The organism is Nocardioides sp. Soil_C_8, assembly GCF_057656315.1.
The window spans coordinates 501,960-520,459 of the sequence record NZ_JBDGKQ010000001.1; the positions used below are offsets into that span (position 1 = coordinate 501,960).

Annotated in this window: 14 protein-coding genes; 8 read left to right on the forward strand and 6 right to left on the reverse strand. The window is 72.0% G+C overall.

Translation table 11 applies throughout. From position 1 onward, the window contains the following. Position 1 precedes the first annotated feature (1 nt). Positions 2-3,400, forward strand: coding sequence for a pyruvate carboxylase (locus AC3A3L_RS02530; RefSeq protein ID WP_487638463.1), 3,399 nt, complete (start codon positions 2-4; stop codon positions 3,398-3,400). Here the strand turns inward: AC3A3L_RS02530 and AC3A3L_RS02535 are convergent. Together AC3A3L_RS02535 and AC3A3L_RS02540 are read right to left on the reverse strand one after the other, a co-directional pair. Further along, the gene (locus AC3A3L_RS02535) at positions 3,387-4,328 is read right to left on the reverse strand and encodes an SGNH/GDSL hydrolase family protein (RefSeq protein WP_487638464.1); all 942 of its coding nucleotides are present in this window, start codon (positions 4,326-4,328) and stop codon (positions 3,387-3,389) included. The genes AC3A3L_RS02530 and AC3A3L_RS02535 overlap by 14 nt on opposite strands. Continuing rightward, positions 4,325-5,566 (reverse strand): SpoIID/LytB domain-containing protein, encoded by a 1,242-nt coding sequence (locus tag AC3A3L_RS02540; protein WP_487638465.1) that lies wholly within the window; start codon positions 5,564-5,566, stop codon positions 4,325-4,327. Before AC3A3L_RS02540 ends, AC3A3L_RS02535 begins: the two co-directional genes overlap by 4 nt. A gap of 116 nt (positions 5,567-5,682) precedes the next feature. Between AC3A3L_RS02540 and AC3A3L_RS02545 the strand changes: the two genes are divergently transcribed. Next, positions 5,683-6,591 carry a DNA-formamidopyrimidine glycosylase family protein gene (locus tag AC3A3L_RS02545; RefSeq protein ID WP_487638466.1) on the forward strand — a complete coding sequence of 303 codons (909 nt, stop codon included), beginning with the start codon at positions 5,683-5,685 and terminating at the stop codon, positions 6,589-6,591. Here the strand turns inward: AC3A3L_RS02545 and AC3A3L_RS02550 are convergent. After that, positions 6,527-7,918 carry an NAD(P)H-quinone dehydrogenase gene (locus tag AC3A3L_RS02550; RefSeq protein ID WP_487638467.1) on the reverse strand — a complete coding sequence of 464 codons (1,392 nt, stop codon included), beginning with the start codon at positions 7,916-7,918 and terminating at the stop codon, positions 6,527-6,529. The two genes, AC3A3L_RS02545 and AC3A3L_RS02550, sit on opposite strands and share 65 nt — an antisense overlap. A 14-nt stretch (positions 7,919-7,932) precedes the next feature. Beyond that, the gene (lpdA, locus tag AC3A3L_RS02555) at positions 7,933-9,336 is read right to left on the reverse strand and encodes a dihydrolipoyl dehydrogenase (RefSeq protein ID WP_487638468.1); all 1,404 of its coding nucleotides are present in this window, start codon (positions 9,334-9,336) and stop codon (positions 7,933-7,935) included. Between the two features lie 111 nt (positions 9,337-9,447). On the opposite strand from lpdA, the gene AC3A3L_RS02560 reads away from it, so the two are divergent. The 5 genes from AC3A3L_RS02560 (at position 9,448) to AC3A3L_RS02580 (ending at position 13,303) form a co-directional block, all read left to right on the forward strand. After that, positions 9,448-9,900: a gamma-glutamylcyclotransferase family protein gene (locus AC3A3L_RS02560; protein WP_487638469.1), complete on the forward strand. Its 453-nt coding sequence runs from the start codon at positions 9,448-9,450 to the stop codon at positions 9,898-9,900. 17 nt (positions 9,901-9,917) lie between these two features. After that, positions 9,918-10,730, forward strand: coding sequence for a purine-nucleoside phosphorylase (locus tag AC3A3L_RS02565; protein WP_487638470.1), 813 nt, complete (start codon positions 9,918-9,920; stop codon positions 10,728-10,730). An 8-nt stretch (positions 10,731-10,738) separates the two neighbouring features. After that, positions 10,739-11,548 (forward strand): NAD-dependent epimerase/dehydratase family protein, encoded by an 810-nt coding sequence (locus tag AC3A3L_RS02570; protein ID WP_487638471.1) that lies wholly within the window; start codon positions 10,739-10,741, stop codon positions 11,546-11,548. Between the two features lie 325 nt (positions 11,549-11,873). Beyond that, positions 11,874-12,248 (forward strand): MerR family transcriptional regulator, encoded by a 375-nt coding sequence (locus AC3A3L_RS02575; protein WP_487638472.1) that lies wholly within the window; start codon positions 11,874-11,876, stop codon positions 12,246-12,248. 44 nt (positions 12,249-12,292) lie between these two features. Next, complete coding sequence (locus AC3A3L_RS02580) at positions 12,293-13,303, forward strand: aldo/keto reductase (protein ID WP_487638473.1); 1,011 nt, start codon at positions 12,293-12,295, stop codon at positions 13,301-13,303. A gap of 30 nt (positions 13,304-13,333) precedes the next feature. On the opposite strand, the gene AC3A3L_RS02585 is transcribed toward AC3A3L_RS02580, so the two are convergent. Continuing rightward, complete coding sequence (locus tag AC3A3L_RS02585; protein WP_487638474.1) at positions 13,334-14,653, reverse strand: DUF2252 domain-containing protein; 1,320 nt, start codon at positions 14,651-14,653, stop codon at positions 13,334-13,336. A gap of 38 nt (positions 14,654-14,691) precedes the next feature. Here AC3A3L_RS02585 and tpx point away from each other — a divergent pair, with 38 nt between their 5' ends. Further along, the gene (tpx, locus tag AC3A3L_RS02590; protein ID WP_487638475.1) at positions 14,692-15,189 is read left to right on the forward strand and encodes a thiol peroxidase; all 498 of its coding nucleotides are present in this window, start codon (positions 14,692-14,694) and stop codon (positions 15,187-15,189) included. A 77-nt stretch (positions 15,190-15,266) separates the two neighbouring features. On the opposite strand, the gene AC3A3L_RS02595 is transcribed toward tpx, so the two are convergent. After that, positions 15,267-18,452 carry an amidohydrolase family protein gene (locus AC3A3L_RS02595; protein WP_487638476.1) on the reverse strand — a complete coding sequence of 1,062 codons (3,186 nt, stop codon included), beginning with the start codon at positions 18,450-18,452 and terminating at the stop codon, positions 15,267-15,269. Between the last annotated feature and the right edge of the window lie 48 nt (positions 18,453-18,500).

An 18,500-nucleotide genomic window follows, 5' to 3' on the forward strand; every position in this document is an offset into this window, starting at 1 on the left:
CATGTTCTCCAAGGTGCTCGTCGCCAACCGTGGCGAGATCGCAGTCCGGGCCTTCCGTGCCGCGCGTGAGATCGGCGCGCGCACGGTCGCCGTGTTCCCCCACGAGGACCGCGGGTCCGAGCACCGGATGAAGGCCGAGGAGGCCTACCAGATCGGCGAGGAGGGCCACCCGGTCCGCGCCTACCTCGACCCGGAGGCGATCGTGAAGGTCGCGGTCGAGTGCGGCGCCGACGCGATCTACCCCGGCTACGGCTTCCTCTCGGAGAACCCCGCGCTCGCCGAGGCGTGCGCCGCCAACGGCATCACCTTCATCGGCCCGAGCGCCGAGGTGCTCACCCTCACCGGCAACAAGGCGCGCGCGATCGCGGCGGCCAAGGCAGCCGGCGTGCCCGTGCTGGAGTCCGTGCCTCCCTCGACCGACGTGGAGGAGCTCCTCGCGGCCGCCGAGGAGATCGAGGCACCGCTGTTCGTGAAAGCGGTCGCCGGCGGCGGCGGCCGCGGCATGCGCCGCGTCGACGACCGTGCGGACCTCCGCGAGGCGATCGAGACCTGCATGCGCGAGGCCGAGGGCGCCTTCGGCGACCCGACCGTCTTCATCGAGCAGGCCGTCGTCGACCCGCGCCACATCGAGGTGCAGATCCTCTCCGACGGCACAGCCGGTGGGCCCGATGCCGGCGTGATCCACCTCTACGAGCGCGACTGCTCGGTCCAGCGCCGCCACCAGAAGGTCGTCGAGATCGCCCCCGCGCCGAACCTCGACCCCGAGCTGCGCGACCGCATCTGCGCGGACGCCGTCCGCTTCGCCCGCGAGATCGGCTACAAGAACGCCGGCACGGTCGAGTTCCTCCTCGACCCGAGCGGCAAGTACGTGTTCATCGAGATGAACCCCCGCATCCAGGTCGAGCACACCGTGACCGAGGAGGTCACCGGCGTCGACCTCGTGCAGTCGCAGATGCTCATCGCGGCCGGCGCCACGCTGGCCGACCTCGAGCTCACCCAGGACGCGGTGCGTCCGCGCGGCTTCGCGCTCCAGTGCCGGATCACCACCGAAGACCCGGCCAACGGCTTCCGGCCCGACACCGGCAAGATCACGATGTACCGCTCGCCCGGTGGTCCCGGCGTACGCCTCGACGGCGGCACCACCTACACCGGCGCCGAGATCAGCCCCCACTTCGACTCGATGCTCGCCAAGCTCACCTGTCGCGGCCGCACCTTCGAGGCCGCCGTGCAGAAGGCCCGCCGCGCGCTGCTGGAGTTCCGCATCCGCGGCCTCTCGACCAACGTCGGCTTCCTGCAGGCCGTGCTGGCCGACCCCGACTTCGTCGCGGGCGGCGTCACGACGTCCTTCATCGAGGACCACCCGCAGCTGCTCAAGGCCCAGGTCGGCGGCGACCGCGCCACCCGCCTGCTCGAGTTCCTCGCCGACGTGACCGTCAACCAGCCCCACGGTGCCGCCCCGGTCACCGTCGCCCCGGTCAGCAAGCTCCCCCAGCTCGACCGCGCGCAGCCCGTGCCCGCCGGCACCCGCCAGCTGCTGCGCCAGGTCGGCCCCGAGGAGTTCGCCCGCCGCCTGCGCGCCCAGAAGGACGTCGCCGTCACCGACACGACGTTCCGCGACGCCCACCAGTCACTGCTCGCCACCCGGGTCCGCACCCGTGACCTCCTCGCGGTGGCCGACCACGTCGCCCGCACCACGCCGCAGCTGTGGTCGGTCGAGTGCTGGGGCGGGGCGACGTACGACGTCGCGCTCCGCTTCCTCAACGAGGACCCGTGGGAGCGGCTCGCCGCCCTGCGCGAGGCGATCCCCAACATCGGGCTGCAGATGCTGCTGCGCGGGCGCAACACGGTGGGCTACACGCCGTACCCGACCGAGGTCACCGAGGCCTTCGTCCAGGAGGCGGCCGAGACCGGCATCGACGTCTTCCGCATCTTCGACGCCCTCAACGACGTCTCGCAGATGCGTCCCGCGATCGATGCCGTCCGCGCCACGGGCAGCTCGGTCGCCGAGGTCGCGCTCTGCTACACCGGCGACCTGTCCTCGCCGGAGGAGCGGCTCTACACCCTCGACTACTACCTGCGCCTCGCGGACCAGATCGTCGAGGCCGGCGCCCACGTGCTGGCGATCAAGGACATGGCCGGCCTGCTCCGCGCCCCGGCCGCACGCACGCTCGTGACGGCGCTGCGCGAGCGCTTCGACGTGCCCGTCCACCTCCACACCCACGACACCCCGGGCGGCCAGCTCGCCACGCTGCTCGCGGCCATCGACGCAGGCGTCGACGCCGTCGACGCCGCCTCGGCCTCGATGGCCGGCGGCACCTCGCAGCCGGCGCTGTCCGCGCTCGTGTCGGCGACCGACCACTCCGAGCGCGAGACCGGGCTCTCGCTGGCCGCGGTCAACGCCATGGAGCCCTACTGGGAGGCCGTGCGCCGCGTCTACGCGCCGTTCGAGTCCGGCCTGCCCGCGCCGACCGGCCGCGTCTACCGCCACGAGATCCCCGGCGGCCAGCTCTCCAACCTGCGCCAGCAGGCGATCGCGCTCGGCCTCGGCGAGAAGTTCGAGCAGGTCGAGGACATGTACGCCGCCGCCAACGACATCCTCGGCAACGTCGTCAAGGTGACCCCGTCGTCCAAGGTCGTCGGCGACCTCGCCCTCGCGCTGGTCGCGGCCGGCGCCGACCCGGCCGACTTCGAGGCCGACCCGGCGTCGTACGACGTCCCGGACTCCGTCATCGGCTTCCTCAACGGCGAGCTCGGCGACCCTCCGGGCGGCTGGCCCGAGCCGTTCCGCACCAAGGCGCTGGCCGGCCGCACCTGGAAGCGACCGGTCGAGACCCTCACCACCGACCAGCAGTCCGCGCTCGAGACCGACCGCAGGGCGACGCTCAACGAGCTGCTCTTCCCCGGCCCGACCAAGGCCTTCCACGAGTCGCGCGACACGTACGGCGACCTCGCGGGCGTCTCGACGATCGACTACCTCTACGGCCTCCGCCGTGGTGAGGAGCACCGCGTCCGCGTCCGCGAGGGCAGGGAGATGCTCTTCGGCCTCGAGGCGATCAGCGACCCCGACGAGCGCGGCATCCGGACCGTGATGGCCACCGTCGACGGCCAGCTGCGACCCGTGCAGGTGCGCGACCGCAACGTCTCCGCCGAGGTGGCGTCGGCCGAGAAGGCCGACCCGGCCAACAACGGCCACGTCGCGGCGCCGTACGACGGCGCGGTGACGGTCACCGTCGCCGCCGGCGACAGCGTCGAGGCCGGCCAGACCGTCGCGACGATCGAGGCGATGAAGATGGAGGCCTCCATCACCGCGCCGGTCGCGGGAACGGTCGACCGGCTCGCGGTGCCCGCCACGCAGGCCGTCGAGGGTGGCGACCTGGTGCTGGTGATCAGCCCTCGTTGAGCACGACCACGTCCGGGTCGGGCTCGGCGTACTCCGTGACGTCGGGGTCCTCCCCCGTCACCTGCCGGAACACCTCGGTGGCCACGGCTCGCATGCCGTTGATCTTCGGGTGGAACGGCGCCGCGACACCCGCGCGGAACCGCGGGCCGTTGACCCACGCCCGGCCCTTGGCGCAGACGTCGTGGCCATCGGAGACCGCCGCCATGTCGACGTACGACGCCCCTGCCGCCCGCGCGCCGCGGCGGATCGAGGCGTTGAGCAGGCCGGCGACATCGGCCACCGGGGCGAGCACCTCGGCGGGCACGCCCACGGCACGGCAGGTGCCCTCGGTGGGGAGGATGTCGGGGTAGCCGACGACGTAGACGTCGGCGTCTGGCGCGGCCCTCGCGATGCGCCGCACGGCTTCCTCGACCCGGCCGGCGACCTTGCCGGTGTCGGCGCGCAGCTGGTCGACCGGGCAGACGGCCGTCGGCCCGCGCTGGCACTGGATGAGCGAGTCGTAGATGCCGAAGTCGTTGCCGCCGATGCCGAGGGTGACGAGGTCGGTCTCGCGGGACAGCGCGTCGACCTGCGGCCCGGTGGTGTTGCCGTCGAACATCACCATGGGCGCGTAGAGGTCTCGCGTCGTGGCGGCCGAGCAGGTCACGTCGGTGTAGCTGGCGACGTCGAGCCAGTCGGCCAGGAAGGCCGGGTAGTTGTCCTTGGACCGCGCGCAGCCCTGCGGGTCGGTGCGCATGGTGCCGATGAACGGCCCCGCCGAGAACGAGTCGCCCATCGCGACGTAGTCGACCTGGCTGGTCACCTCGGTGTCGACCACGGGGTCGGGCAGGTCGACGTCGCGGTCGCCGGCCGCCTGGCCGGAGTCGCACGCGGACGCGGCGAGCACGAGGGCGGCGACCACTGCCGCCAGCCGGAGTCGTCGGGTCACAGGCGTGCGGGGCCCTTCTGTCGCGGGATGACGCTGAACGTGAACCAGTCGGAGCGGAGGCCGAGGAAGGAGCGGACGTCGTCACCGCTCACGGGCACCCGGCCACCGGTGAACACGAACGCCATGTCGGTGACGCGTCCGCCCCACTCGCCGTTGCCGTCGCGCGTGACGACCTCGATGCCGGTGAGGTCGCCCATGCCGGGCCACTGCTTCTCGACCTGGGTGTCGTCGATGGTGGTGGTCCAGGTGGAGTAGCTCGGGTTGGCCAGGCCGTCGTAGGGGTCGGCCTGAGCGACGAGGTAGGGCATGGACCCGGCCGAGGACCAGCCGCCGTTGCTGGCGGAGAACTGGGTGAACGCCGGGCGCCCGTCGTAGTAGAGGCCCTGCCCGGCGGTGGCCCGGATGGCTGCCGTGGCCGCGGGGTGCTCGACGTCCGCACCGCCGTAGACCTGGCACTGCGTGGTGTCGCACAGGTCGTAGTGCGCGGCAGCGGGCTGTGAGCGCTCGAACGCCGCGTAGGTGCGCGCCGCCACGGACTGGGCACTGACCGCCGCGGGGGTCCACAACGCGGGGACCTCCTGGGGCACCACTCCGCGCAGGTAGGCCTCCATGCTGACCTTGTTGACCGTCTCGCGCTTGCCGCCCGGGCGCGCGGCGACGGACTGCAGGGTGCCGCGGTAGTCGCGGCGGGCACCGGGGAGCACCAGGGTCAGGCGGCCGTCGGCAGCACTGAGCTCGGCCTCGCCCGTGACCTTCTTCCAGGTGCGCCACGAGCCGCCCCGCGTCCACTGGACGGCGGTGTCGCGGCCCTTGGCGACGAGGCGCCACTTCCGCGCCGCGTTGAGCGGCAGCCGCCAGGTGCGCGAGCGTCCCACCCGGTTGACCTTGAGGCCGCGCTCGGCCCTGACCTGGACGTCGCGACCGGTGTCGGCGGTGATGAGCACGCGGACCTTGCCGCGGACCGCTCCCCAGGTGGTGCCGGGGTAGTAGAACTCGTTGATCTGCTGCCAGGTGAGGCCCTGCTGGGCGGCACCCAGGGCGCCGTACTGGGACATCCCGTGCCCGTGCCCGAAGCCGTGACCGGTGATGGTGATCGCGCTGCTGCCGGCGACGGCCCACGTCTCTACCTTCAGGCGCGGCTCGGCCGCCGACGCGGCGTCCGCGGACGTCGGCAGCACAGGAAGCAGCAGCGCGCTCGCGGCGAGCGCGACCGGCAGCAGGCGGGAACGGGTCATCATGTGGTCTCTCCCCCGAGAACGAACGACGAGCTCACGAGGTTACAGGCGTCCCGGGCGTCCCGGGCACGGACCGCCGGATCCGGTGGACTGTCGCACCCGCCTGTGACACTGGAGGGGTGCCCGAGGGAGACAGCGTGTGGAAGCTCGCCCGCCGGCTGGACCGCCAGCTCGTCGGCCACACGGTCGAGCGCTCCGACTTCCGCACGCCGACGTTGGCGACCCGCGACGTCTCCGGCCGCGAGGTCGTCGGGCACGACACCCACGGCAAGCACCTGCTCACCCGGCTGTCCGGCACGACGGAGTCCCCGCCGGCCACGCTCCACAGCCACCTGCGGATGGACGGGTCGTGGTCGACCCTCGCGCCGGGCAAGCGGCTGCCCGCCCACCTGCAGGCCCACGTGCGGCTCGTCTGGGCGCTCGACGACGGCCGCACGGTCCACGGCATCCGGCTGCACGACCTCGCCCTCGTGCCCACCGACCGCGAGGCCGACCTGGTCGGCCACCTCGGTCCCGACCCGCTCCGCGACGACTGGGACGCCGACGAGGCGGTGCGCCGGCTGCTGGCAGCGCCGACGGTTCCGCTGGTGACCGCCCTGCTCGACCAGCGGTCGATGGCCGGCCTGGGCAACCTCTGGGCCAACGAGATCGCCTTCCTCACCGGTGTGAGCCCCTGGACGCCGATCGGCGAGGTCGACGTGCCCCACCTCGTCGAGCGCGCCGCCACGATGCTGCGGCACTCGGCGACCGTGCCCGGCGCCTACCAGGTGACCACCGGCTCGCCGGCCAGGGGCGACGACCACTGGGTCACCGGCCGCCAGCGGCAGGGCTGCCGCCGCTGCGGCGGACCGGTGAGCGTCCAGGCGGAGGTTGCGGGCGACGCCGCCAACCGCCGCACGTGGTGGTGCCGGGCGTGCCAGCCCGGCCCGGGCCCCGAGGCGCGGGTGGGCAGCGGACCCGGGGTCAGACGTGGTGCAGGCGGCGCGCGGCCTCGGCGACCGAGCCGCTCATCGACGGGTAGACGGTGAACGCGTGGGCGAGCTGGTCCGCGGTCAGTGACTCCGCGACCGCGACCGACACCGGGTGGATCAGCTCGGAGGCGCGCGGTCCGACGACCACTCCCCCGACCACGATGCCGGTGCCCGGGCGGCAGAAGAGCTTCACGAAGCCGTCACGCACGCCCTGCATCTTGGCGCGCGCGTTGCCCGCCAGCGGGAGGGTGACGACCTCGGCCACGATGTCGCCCGCGTCGACCGCCTGCTGCGACCACCCGACGGTGGCGATCTCGGGCGAGGTGAAGACGTTGGACGAGACCTTCTTCAGGTCCAGCGGGGCGACCGCGTCACCGAGGAAGTGCCACATGGCGATCCGACCCTGCATCGCGGCCACCGACGCCAGCATCAGCACGCCCGTGCAGTCGCCCGCGGCGTAGATCCCGCGGGCCGAGGTGCGCGAGACGCGGTCGACGGCGATGAAGCCGCCGTCGTCGACGGCCACGCCCGCCTCCTCGAGGCCGAGGTCGGTGGTGTTGGGCACCGAACCGAGCGCCAGGATGCAGTGGCTGCCGGTGACGGTGCGCCCGTCGGTGAGGGTCACCGTCACCTCGTCGCCCTCGCGGGTGACCGACTGCATGCGCGACCGGCTGAGCACCTTCATGCCGCGACGGGTGGCCACGTCCTCCAGCACCGCCGACGCGTCGGCGTCCTCGCCGGGCAGCACCCGGTCGCGGCTGCTGACCAGCGTCACGTCGATGCCGAGCGCGAGGTAGGCGCTGGCGAACTCCGCGCCGGTGACGCCCGAGCCGACGACGATGAGCTTCTCCGGCACCTCGGTGAGGTCGTAGACCTGCTCCCAGGTGAGGATCCGCTCGCCGTCGGGCTGGGCGCTCGGCAGCGTGCGGGGCGCCGCGCCCGTCGCGACGATGATCGCGTCGGCCTGCAGGGTCTCCTCGCCCTCGGCGGTGGTGGCGACGACGGTGAGGTCGGGCCCGAGGCGGCCGCGGCCGGTGAGGACGCGTACGCCGTCGCGGTCGAGGCGGGCCGCGATGTCGGTCGACTGGTCGGCCGCGAGCTGCTTGACGCGGGTGTTGACCCGCGCCAGGTCGACGCTGATCGTCGTCGCCGCGTCGCCCTGGTGGTCGTGGAAGTTGACCCCGAGCTCTCGCGCCGTGGCCATGTCGGTCATCAGCTCGGCGGTCGCGATCAGCGTCTTGCTCGGCACGCAGTCGGTGAGCACCGCCGAGCCGCCGACGCCGTCGGTGTCGACGATGGTGACCTGCGCCCCGAGCTGCGCCGCCACGTGGGCGGCCTCGTAGCCGCCGGGGCCGCCGCCGATGATGACGATGTGATCAGGCATGTGGGACCGGCCCGTCACAGGTTGATCATGTGACCGGCGATGCCGTGGACGGCCTCCTTGACGGCCTCGCCGAGCGTCGGGTGCGCGAAGACGTTGCGGGCCACCTCGTCGGCGGTCAGGTCCCACTTCTGGGCCAGCGTCATCACCGGCAGCAGCTCGGTGACGTCGGGGCCGATCATGTGGGTGCCGATGATCTCGTTGTGCTCCGCGTCGGCGACGACCTTGACGAAGCCGACGGCCTCGCCGAGGCCCATCGCCTTGCCGTTGGCCGTGAAGGGGAACGTCGCGGTCTTGACGTCGTAGCCCTTCTCCTTCGCCTGGGCCTCGCTGTAGCCGAACGACCCGATCTGGGGCATGCAGTAGGTGGCGCGGGGCACGAAGTCGTACTCGACCGGCATCGTCTCGGCGCCGTTGATCGTCTCGGCGGCCACGATGCCCATCGCCTCGGCGACGTGGGCGAGCATCATCTTCCCGGTGCAGTCGCCGATGGCGTAGACGTTGTCGACGTTGGTGCGGCAGTAGTCGTCGATCTCGATCGCGCCGCGCTCGGAGACCGCGACGCCGATGTTCTCGAGGCCGAAGCCCTCGACCCGCGGGGCGAAGCCGAACGCGGCGAGGAACTTGTCGGCCTCGATGACCTGATCGTCGCCGCCCGCGGCGGGGGCGATGGTGACCTTGACGCCCGAGCCGGTGTCCTCGACCTTCTTCACCGCGGTCGAGGTGAGGACCTTCACGCCGAGCTTCTTGTAGTGCTTGAGGAGCTCCTTCGAGATGTCGGCGTCCTCGGTGGGGACCATCCGGTCGAGGAACTCCACGATCGTGACGTCCACGCCGAAGTTGGCCATCACGTAGGCGAACTCGACGCCGATCGCGCCGGAGCCACCGATGACGATCGAGCCCGGCAGCTGGTCGGTGAGGATCTGCTCCTCGTAGGTGACGACGTTGTCGCTCAGCTCGACGCCGGGCACCAGGCGCACGGTGGCGCCGGTGGCGAGGATCAGGTTGTCGAAGGTGTAGCCGGTGGTCTGGCCGTCATTGTCCTTGACGTCGATCCCGGTCGCGCTGGTGAGGGTGCCCCACCCGTCGATCTCGGTGATCTTGTTCTTCTTCATCAGGAAGTGGACGCCCTTGACGATGCCGGCGCTCACGTCGCGGCTGCGCTTGTGGGTCGGGCCGAAGGACATCGTGACGTCACCCTCGATGCCGAACTTCGCCTTCTCGTGCTGGAGCGTGTGCGCCAGCTCGGCGTTCTTGAGCAGGGCCTTCGACGGGATGCAGCCGACGTTGAGGCAGACACCTCCCCAGTACTTCTCCTCCACCACGGCCACCTTCTGGCCGAGCTGGGAGGCGCGGATCGCGGCGACGTAGCCACCGGGGCCGGCGCCGAGGACGAGGGTGTCGAAGTGCGTGTCGGTCACGCCTCCACCCTAGTTGTCCGCCACAGAGGGGGAACACCCGCCCGAGGCTTGTCCTGAGGAGCACGCCCTGGCGTGCGTCACGAAGGGTCGCGGCTCGATATCGTGTGACCCGTGACGCTGTACGCCGCCTACGGGACGAACCTCGATCCCGCCCGCATGAGCGAGCGCTGCCCCCACTCGATCCTCCACTCCACCGGCTGGCTCACCGGCTGGCGGCTGACGTTCGGCGGTGAGGAGCACGGCTGGGACGGCTCGCTCTCGACGATCGTCCAGGACCCGTTCGAGCAGGTCTTCGTCGCGGTCTACGACGTCACCCCGGAGGACGAGCGCTCCCTCGACGGGTGGGAGGCCGCCGACACCGGCCTCTACCGCAAGACCAAGGTGCGGGTGCAGACGCTCACCGGGGAGCTCGTGGTGTGGGCCTACGTCCTCGACGCCTACGAGGGCGGCCTGCCGTCGGCGTCGTACCTCGGGGTCCTGGCCGACTCGGCCGAGGCAGCCGGCGCCCCGGAGGACTACGTCGCGGCGCTGCGTCGCCGGGCCTGCCGGTCCACCGGCCTCTGAGCACTAGAGTTCCCGGCGTGACCCACGCAGCCGCCGTCCCCACGCCCTACGAGAGCGCCGCCGAGGCAGCCGCCCGGCTCGCCGAGCTGACCGGCGTCGAGCGCCACGACATCGCCCTGGTGCTGGGCTCGGGCTGGCTGCCGGCCGTCGACGCGCTCGGCGAGGCGACCGCCGAGATCGACACCACCGACCTCCCCGGCTTCAGCGCCGCCGCGGTGGCCGGTCACAGCGGCAAGATCCGCTCGATCCGCAGCGGCGACAAGAACCTGCTCGTCTTCCTCTCCCGCACCCACTTCTACGAGGGCAAGGGCGTCGCCGCGGTCGTGCACCCGGTGCGTACGGCGGCCGCGGCCGGCTGCTCGGCCATCGTCCTCACCAACGGGTGCGGCGGCCTCAAGGAGGGGTGGCAGCCCGGCCAGCCGGTGCTGATCTCCGACCACATCAACCTCACCGGCACGAGCCCGATCGTCGGCGCGAACTTCGTGGACCTGACCGACCTCTACAGCCCGCGCCTGCGCGCGATGTGCAAGGAGGTCGACGACTCCCTCGACGAGGGCGTCTACGTGCAGTTCCCCGGCCCCCACTACGAGACGCCCGCGGAGGTCCGGATGGCCGGCATCATGGGCGGTCACCTCGTCGGCATGAGCACCACCCTGGAGGCGATCGCCGCCCGTGAGGCCGGCATGGAGGTGCTCGGCATCAGCCTGGTCACCAACCTCGCCGCCGGCCTGAGCGGCGAGCCGCTCAACCACGAGGAGGTCCTGGAGGCGGGGCGTTCCGCGGCCAGCCGGATGGGCGGCCTGCTGAGCCAGGTCGTGGCGAGGATCTGAGGCCCGCGATGCGCGTGCTGGTCACCGGCGCCGCCGGCAGCATCGGCCGGGTGGTCACCACCGGGCTCGACGCCCTGGGCCACGAGGTCGTCGGCCTCGACCTCGTCCCGCCGCCCGACGGCACGCCCTTCGCCTGGCACGAGGCCGACTGCGCCGACGGCGACGCCGTCGAGGCGGTCCTCGCCGCCCTGTCGACCGGGGGCAGGCTCGACGCCGTCGTGCACCTCGCGGGCATTCCCGACGAGGCGTCGCTGCCCGACGAGCTCACCTCCCACGTCGTGACGACGGCCGCCCTGCTCGACGCGATGGTCGCCCACGACGTCCCGCGCATCGTCTACGCCTCCTCCAACCACGCGGTGGGCCGCACGCCCCGCGCCGACGGCGCACTGACCGAGGACGCCCTGCCCCGGGCCGACACCTACTACGGCGTCGCCAAGGTCGCCGCGGAGGCGCTGCTCCACCTCTTCGCCGACCGCCACGGCATCGATGCCGTGGCGTGTCGGATCGGCTCGTTCCTCGAGGAGCCGGCCAGCGTGCGCGGCCTCTCCACGTGGCTCTCCCACGACGACTGCGTCCGGATGGTCGAGGCGGCGCTGACCACCCCGGCCCCCGGCTACGCCGTCCTCTACGGCATCAGCGCCAACACCCGCGCGTGGTGGGACCTCGAGCCGGGCCGCCGCCTGGGCTACGAGCCGCAGGACGACGCCGAGGCGTACGCCGACCGGGTCGAGCCCGGCCCCCATGACGACGCGGAGGCCGAGTTCGTCGGCGGCCCGTTCGCGACGGCGCAGTTCCACCGCCCCGCCCTGGGCAGCTGACCGTCGTCAGCACGGACGAAGCGTGTCGTGGCGCCCCGTCAGGGATCGACATCCCGCTACGAAGACGACTGCTCCTGATCTTGACCTCTAGCACGTGACCAAGAACGGGGGTCGATGGCGGCTGGCTGCATGCCAGAACACGGCGGTGTCGAGCTGAGCTTCTCGCCACTCGGCCTGTCACGGGACGATCGGCATGCACCATGAAGGCAGTTCGCCGGCGGACTGACCCTTGCGAGCGTGGCTGGCACACCCGGACAACCGAACTGCATTCATGGTGTCGGCCAGCCCTTGACTTCGAGCACGCTCCAAGTCGGACACTGGGCCGATGACCAGCCTGAGCATCGCCGAGGCGGCCGAGCGGACCGGGCTCACCGCCCACACGCTGCGCTACTACGAGCGTGACGGCCTGCTCCTGCACTCGGTCGACCGCGCGCCGTCCGGCCACCGCCGCTACACCGCCGAGGACCTGCGGTGGATCCAGATGGTCACCCGGCTGCGTGCCACGGGCATGCCCATCCGCGACGTACGCCGCTATGCCGCCCTGGTGCGCGAGGGCGACGGCAACGAGGCCGAGCGCTTGGGCCTGCTGCTCGCGCACCGCGAGGTCGTCGAGCGGCAGCTGGCCGAGGTGACGGGCCACCTGCGGGCGATCGACCACAAGATCGCGCTCTACGAGGGCAAGGTCGCGCCTGCCGAGTGACGAGGGTTGACTTCGAGCGCACTCCAAGGAGTTTGGTGGACGACATGACACAGATCCAGCACCGCACGCTCGGCACCACCTCCTCCCTCACCGTCTCCGCACTCGGCCTCGGCTGCATGGGGATGTCGGAGTTCTACGGCACCCCCGATGAGCAGGGCGGCACCGACACCATCCACCGGGCCCTCGACCTCGGCGTGACCTTCCTCGACACCGCCGACATGTACGGCCCGTTCACCAACGAGCTGCTCGTCGGCAAGGCGATCGCCGGCCGGCGCGACGAGGTCCAGCTCGCCACGAAGTTCGGCAACGAGCGGCTCCCGGACGGCACCATGGTCGGCATCAACGGATCCCCGGACTACGTCCGGGCGGCCTGCGACGCCTCGCTCCAGCGGCTCGGCGTCGACCACATCGACCTCTACTACCAGCACCGCGTCGACAAGACCGTCCCGATCGAGGACACCGTCGGCGCGATGGCCGAGCTCGTGGAGGCCGGCAAGGTCCGCCACCTCGGGCTCTCCGAGGCCTCGGCGTCCACCATCCGCCGGGCCCACGCCGTCCACCCGATCACCGCGCTCCAGACCGAGTACTCCCTCTTCACCCGCGACCTCGAGGACGAGATCCTCCCCGTCCTGCGCGAGCTCGGCATCGGGCTGGTGCCCTACTCGCCGCTCGGCCGCGGACTGCTGACCGGCGCGATCAGCGCCACCGGCGGTGCCGACGGCGAGGCCGACCGGCGCCGGTCCGAGTACTTCCCGCGCTTCCAGGGCGAGGCGCTGGACGCCAACCTCGTGCTCGTCGACAAGGTCCGCGAGATCGCCGAGGAGAAGGGCTGCACGCCCGGCCAGCTCGCGCTGGCGTGGGTGCTCGCGCAGGGCGACGACCAGCTCGGGGTCGCGCCGATCCCCGGCACCAAGCGCGTGAAGTACCTCGAGGAGAACGTCGGCGCTGCCGACGTCGAGCTCACCGCCGACGACCTCGCCACCCTCGAGCAGGCCGTGCCGCGCGACGCCGTCCAGGGAGACCGCTACGGCAACATGGCGTCGATCGACGCCTGACCGGTGCCCCCGCGGGGGTCAGGTCGCGGCTCAGGTTGCCGCAATGCCCACCCGGCCCTCGCGGAAGGCGTCGACGAACATCGCATGGTCCTCGCGCACGCGGACGGCGTACGCGATCCCCCAGTCGCACAGCCACTCGACGAACTCGTTGCGCCGACCCTCGAGCGACCGGGCGATGGCCGCCTCGACCTGGAAGTCGACCAGGTCCTGCTGGCTGTCCTCGTCGGAGGCGCAGTGGATCTTGGCGGTGGCGCGGCCGAGCAGGTCGACCACGGAGCGCATGTCCTCGGGCTCGTTGATCTCCGACCAGTCGAGGTCGACCTCGTAGGGCGAGACCTCGGAGACGACGTAGCCGACGCCGTCGACGCTGGTGTGCCCGAGCAGCGGGTCGGTGTGCACCTGCAGCGCGCGCTGGCTGACCACGGTGCGGTGGCCCTCGTGCTCGAAGTAGGCGTCGACCTCGCTGGTGTCGACGAACCGGCTCAGCGCCGGGACGTTGGCCTGCTTCATGCTCAGCACGACGTCGTTGTCGAGCGCTTGGCTGTAGCCCTCGACGAGCACGTTGTACGCCGGCAGGCCGGCGCTGCCGATGCCGAAGCCCGACTTGCCCACGACGTCGCGCAGCTCGTAGAAGAGCGTGCGGTCGAACCGCTTCGACTCCGGGATCGTGTCGAGGTAGGCACGGAACGCCGCGACCACCTTGGCCCGCTCGTCGCGCTTGAGCCGTCGGGTGCTGCCGTCCTCGGTGAAGCGCCGGCGCCCCTGCGTCAGGTACGTCATCTCGTCGAGGAGGTCGGCCCGCCGCATCGCCCGCGCCGCCACCAGCGCGGTCAGCACCGGCCCCTCGGCCTTGTCCAGCCGGATCTCGAAGTCGTCGTCGGTGTCGGAGGCGACGTAGTGGTTCACCTGGGAGAGGTACGACCGGGCGTAGCGGCCGATCAGCTTGCGGATCGCGTCGTCGGGCAGCGCCTTCTGCCAGCCGATGAGCGCGAGGCTGGCCGCGAACCGCTGGAGGTCCCACGTGAAGCGGCCGACGTAGGCCTCGTCGAAGTCGTTGATGTCGAAGACCAGCCGGCCGTCGGAATTGAGGTAGGTGCCGAAGTTCTCCACGTGCAGGTCGCCGTGGATCCAGATGCGCTCCGCGCCGTGCGCCGCCCACTCGTCGGGCTCACCCGTCACGTCGTTGAAGAACAGGCACGCGCTGCCGCGGTAGAACGCGTGCGGGTCCTTGGCCATCTTGCGGTACTTGGCGCGGAACGCTGCCGGGTCGGCCCGCATGAGCGGCGCGAACGCGTCGCGCAGCACCTCGACGATCACGTCGGTGCGAGCAGCGGTTCGCGCAGTGGCCATGCGGGCACTCTAGGACCGGCGGCCAGTAGGTTGGGGCCATGGCAACCACACAACTCGGCCCCAACACCGTCAGCACCGTGGGCGAGCTCCCCGCGGTCGGCTCGAAGGCTCCCGGCTTCGACCTCGTCGACTCGAAGTTCCAGGCGCTCACCGACGCCGACGTCTCCGGCAAGCGGGTCGTGCTCAACATCTTCCCGAGCATCGACACCGGCGTGTGCCAGGCGAGCGTCAAGAAGTTCAACGAGCTCGCGGCCGGCCTCGACAACACCGCCGTCGTCAACGTGTCGGTCGACCTGCCGCTCGCGCAGGCCCGCTTCTGCGGCGCCGAGGGCATCGAGGACGTCCTGGTCGGCTCGGCGTTCCGGTCGTCCTTCGGTGAGGACTACGGCGTCGCGATGGCCGACGGCGGCTGGAAGGGCCTGCTTGCCCGGGCGGTCGTCGTCCTCGACGCCGACGGCACGGTCCTCCACACCCAGCTCACCGACGCGATCGGCGTCGAGCCCGACTACGACGCCGCGGTGGCCGCGCTCGGCTGAGCCGAGCCGCCTCCCGCTGAGCGACCGTGGCCGCGGACCCCTCGTCGGGTCCGCGGCCACGGTCGTTGCTGCCGTCCTCAGTGCTCGTCGTGCCCGGCCCTTCCCTGGTGCACGAGCGCCTCGTAGGCGTCGCAGGCGTGGGCGTACTGCTCGGCGACGACCTCGGGGTCGTGCCACCAGAACCTGCTGCCGGCCGACGCCGGGACGCGACCACGCACCGAGGTCGCCGGCTCCGGCCCGGGCAGCACGGCTCCGCGGCCGGAGTTGCGGACCGTGCGGAAGGGCTTCAGCAGCTGGCGCGGGGTGTAGCGCTTCCCACCGACCATCGTCATCCGCACGCGGGCCGCCGCATCGATGTCACGCAGCGGATTGCCCTCGACGGCGATCAGGTCGGCCACCTTGCCGGGCCGCAACGTGCCGACGTCGTCGCTGACGCCGAGGTAGCGCGCCGGCGTGACGATCGCGGCCCGCAGGGCAGCACGCGGCGTCCATCCGTAGCCGACCATCTCCTGCAGGTTGGCGTGTACCCCGATGGCGACGTTGTCGAGCGGGCTGTCGGTGCCGACCAGCACCTGGCCGCCCGCACGGTGGATGCGCAGCAGGCTCCGCACCTCCATGCACTCGGCGCTCGTGCAGTCCGGGTCCTCCGGCTCCGAGGCGTTGTCGGCGGTCGACGCGAGCAGCGACTCCCGCTTCCACGGCGGCAGCAGCCGCAGGCGGCGGTCACCCTCCAGCTCCCCGGAGGTGAGGAAGTCGGTGGTGAACAGCGTCGTGGTCACCGTGCGGTTGCCCCGGCCGTAGAGCGCCGGCACGTCGTCGTAGCTGTGCCCAGTCGGCGTCAGCGTGTGGGCGTAGCCGAGGCGCTGGGTCGCGGCGAGGTGCGTGGTGCCGTCCTGCCCGACGAGCGCACCCGGGGTGAGGTAGTGCGACGAGGAAGGGACGCCGAGGGCGTGGGCGGCCGAGACCACCATCGCCATCCGCGTCGCCTGCAGCCGCACGTAGGACTTCACGAAGTCGTAGTCGAGCCGCCGGGCGCGGGTCAGCTCGCGCCGGACCTGGGCGTCGCTCGTCGTCGGACGCATGAAGTTGTAGTAGACCCGCGAACCGTCGACCGGCTCGCCGGTGGCGTAGAAGCGGGGTCCCACGCGGGCGCCGGCGCGCAGCGAGTCGCGGTCCTCCATCGCCCGGTAGACCTGGTCGCCGACCGACAACGTCGACGTGATGCCCCAGGCCAGGCTGACGCGGCCCTGGCGGTCTCCGAAGAAGCGCGACTCGTAGGCCTGGTGCACGTGGGAGTCCATCAGGCCCGGCATGACCGTCAGCCCTGAGGCGTCGACGACCTTGCCGGAACGGTGCGGACGGTGCGGGGTGATGCTCCGGATCCGGTTGTCGACCACGGTGATGTCGACGTTGCGGCGCAGCTCCTTCGCCTGGCCGTCCCAGAACCGCCCGGCGTGGACGACCTGGCGTCCGGAGTGGACCTCCGGCCGGTAGCGCAGCGGGACGTCCACGGTCCGGGCCCTGCCGGTGCGGGCGTTCGCGAGCCGGAGACGGCCCTGCGACAGGTAGAGCAGCTTGCGTGAGTCGCCGCTCCACGACGGAGCGTCGGCGACCTCGCTGTTGACCCGTCGCGGGGAGCCGGTCGGCGTACCGGTCGCGTCGACGGGCATCACGTGCAGCTGGGAGCCCATCACGAACGCCAGCGCCTTGCCGTCGGGCGACCAGACCGGGCCGTCGTCTCCGCGGGTCGACAGCGACGCGTGACGGTCCCCCGGCTCCACGTAGCGCTGGGCGCCGGTGGCGACGTCGACCACGAGGATCTGGCTGACACCCTCGCGGAACCGCTGGGAGTAGGGCCGCACGGAGGCGAACGCCAGCGTCCTCGAGTCCTTCGACCACGTGGGGCGGCCGGGCCCGAACAACGGGGTGACCAGCTCGCGCACGTCGCCGCTCGCGAGGTCGAGGACGTACGTCGCACCCTTCTCGTCCTGGAAGGCCATCGAGGCCCCGTCGGGCGAGAAGGAGGCCGAGACCTCGGCGGAGGGCAGCGCGGTCACCCGCCGCTGCTTCCCCGAGCGCAGGTCGCGGACGTAGATGTCCTCGGTGCCGGCGCGGTCGGAGCTGTAGGCGACCTGCTTGCCGTCCGGCGACCAGACGGGATTGACCTCCTGGTAGGAGTCACGCGTCAGCCGCCGCGGCTCGCCGCCGATGCGCATCACCCAGAGGTCGTTGAGGGCGACGAAGAGGACGCGCCTGCCGTCGGGCGAGAGCTGCGGGGTGAGCACCCCCGACAGGCGGCGCTGCGAGCGTGCGTCGAAGTCGTGCTCCTTCTTGGGGTAGGTGCGTCCGGTCAGCCGGACGTCCGCACGGAACGGCACCTCCGAGGTCGCGCCGGTGGACGGCACGACCGTGCGGATGCCGCCGTCGGCGGTGTAGAGGATGCCGTCCGGGCCGGTCCACTCCGGGGTGAAGAGGAAGACGTCCTGTCCCGTGGTGACGGCACGACCGTCGACCTTCAGGTCGGCGCGCGTCCCCTGCTGCTCGACGTACGCCACCCGCTGGCCGTCGGGGGCCATCACCGGGACGTTGAGGGTCACCCCTACCGCCGGCCGGGGCACCAGCACCGTCGAGGTGCCGGCGCGGTCGGTGGCGACCACCTGGTTGTCGGCGATGTGCACCACCCGGGTGCCGTCGGGCGACCAGGAGGGGGTGAACTCCTGGCCGGGGTCCTTGGTCCACTGCGTGAGTGCGCCGGTGGCGATCTCGATGCTCCAGATGTCGTAGCTGCCACCACGGTCGGAGGAGAACGCCACGTGGGCGCCGTCCGGGGACCACCGTGGCTCGCGGTCGTCGAAGCCGCCGCTGGTCAACCGGGTCAGGTCGCTGCCGTCGGGGGCTGCCGTCCAGATGTGGAACCCACCGTCGCGGTAGGCCTGGAAGACGATGCGCCCGTCCGGACCGACGTCCGGGCGAGCCGCCTCGTCGGCGGCAGTGGTGAGCCGTCGGGTCGTCCCGCCCCCGGCCGGGACGCGGTGGAGGAGTCCGTGGAGGTCCATCACCACCGACCCGTCCGGTGCGAGCGCGGCCGCGATGTTCGTGCCCTCGGTGAGGGTCACGGTGACCGCACGGGGCTGGGTCGCGCCGTCGGGGGCCGCCCCCGACGGTGGTGCTGATGCCATCGCCGCAGCGGCGAGGACCACGGTGGTGCCGGTCGCCGTCACCCGGCGGACGCGGCGACGCAGGGTCGCAGATGTGGTTGTCATGGTGCTCCCGAGAGTGAGTGGTGGTCACAGGTGTGACTCCCGTCACTG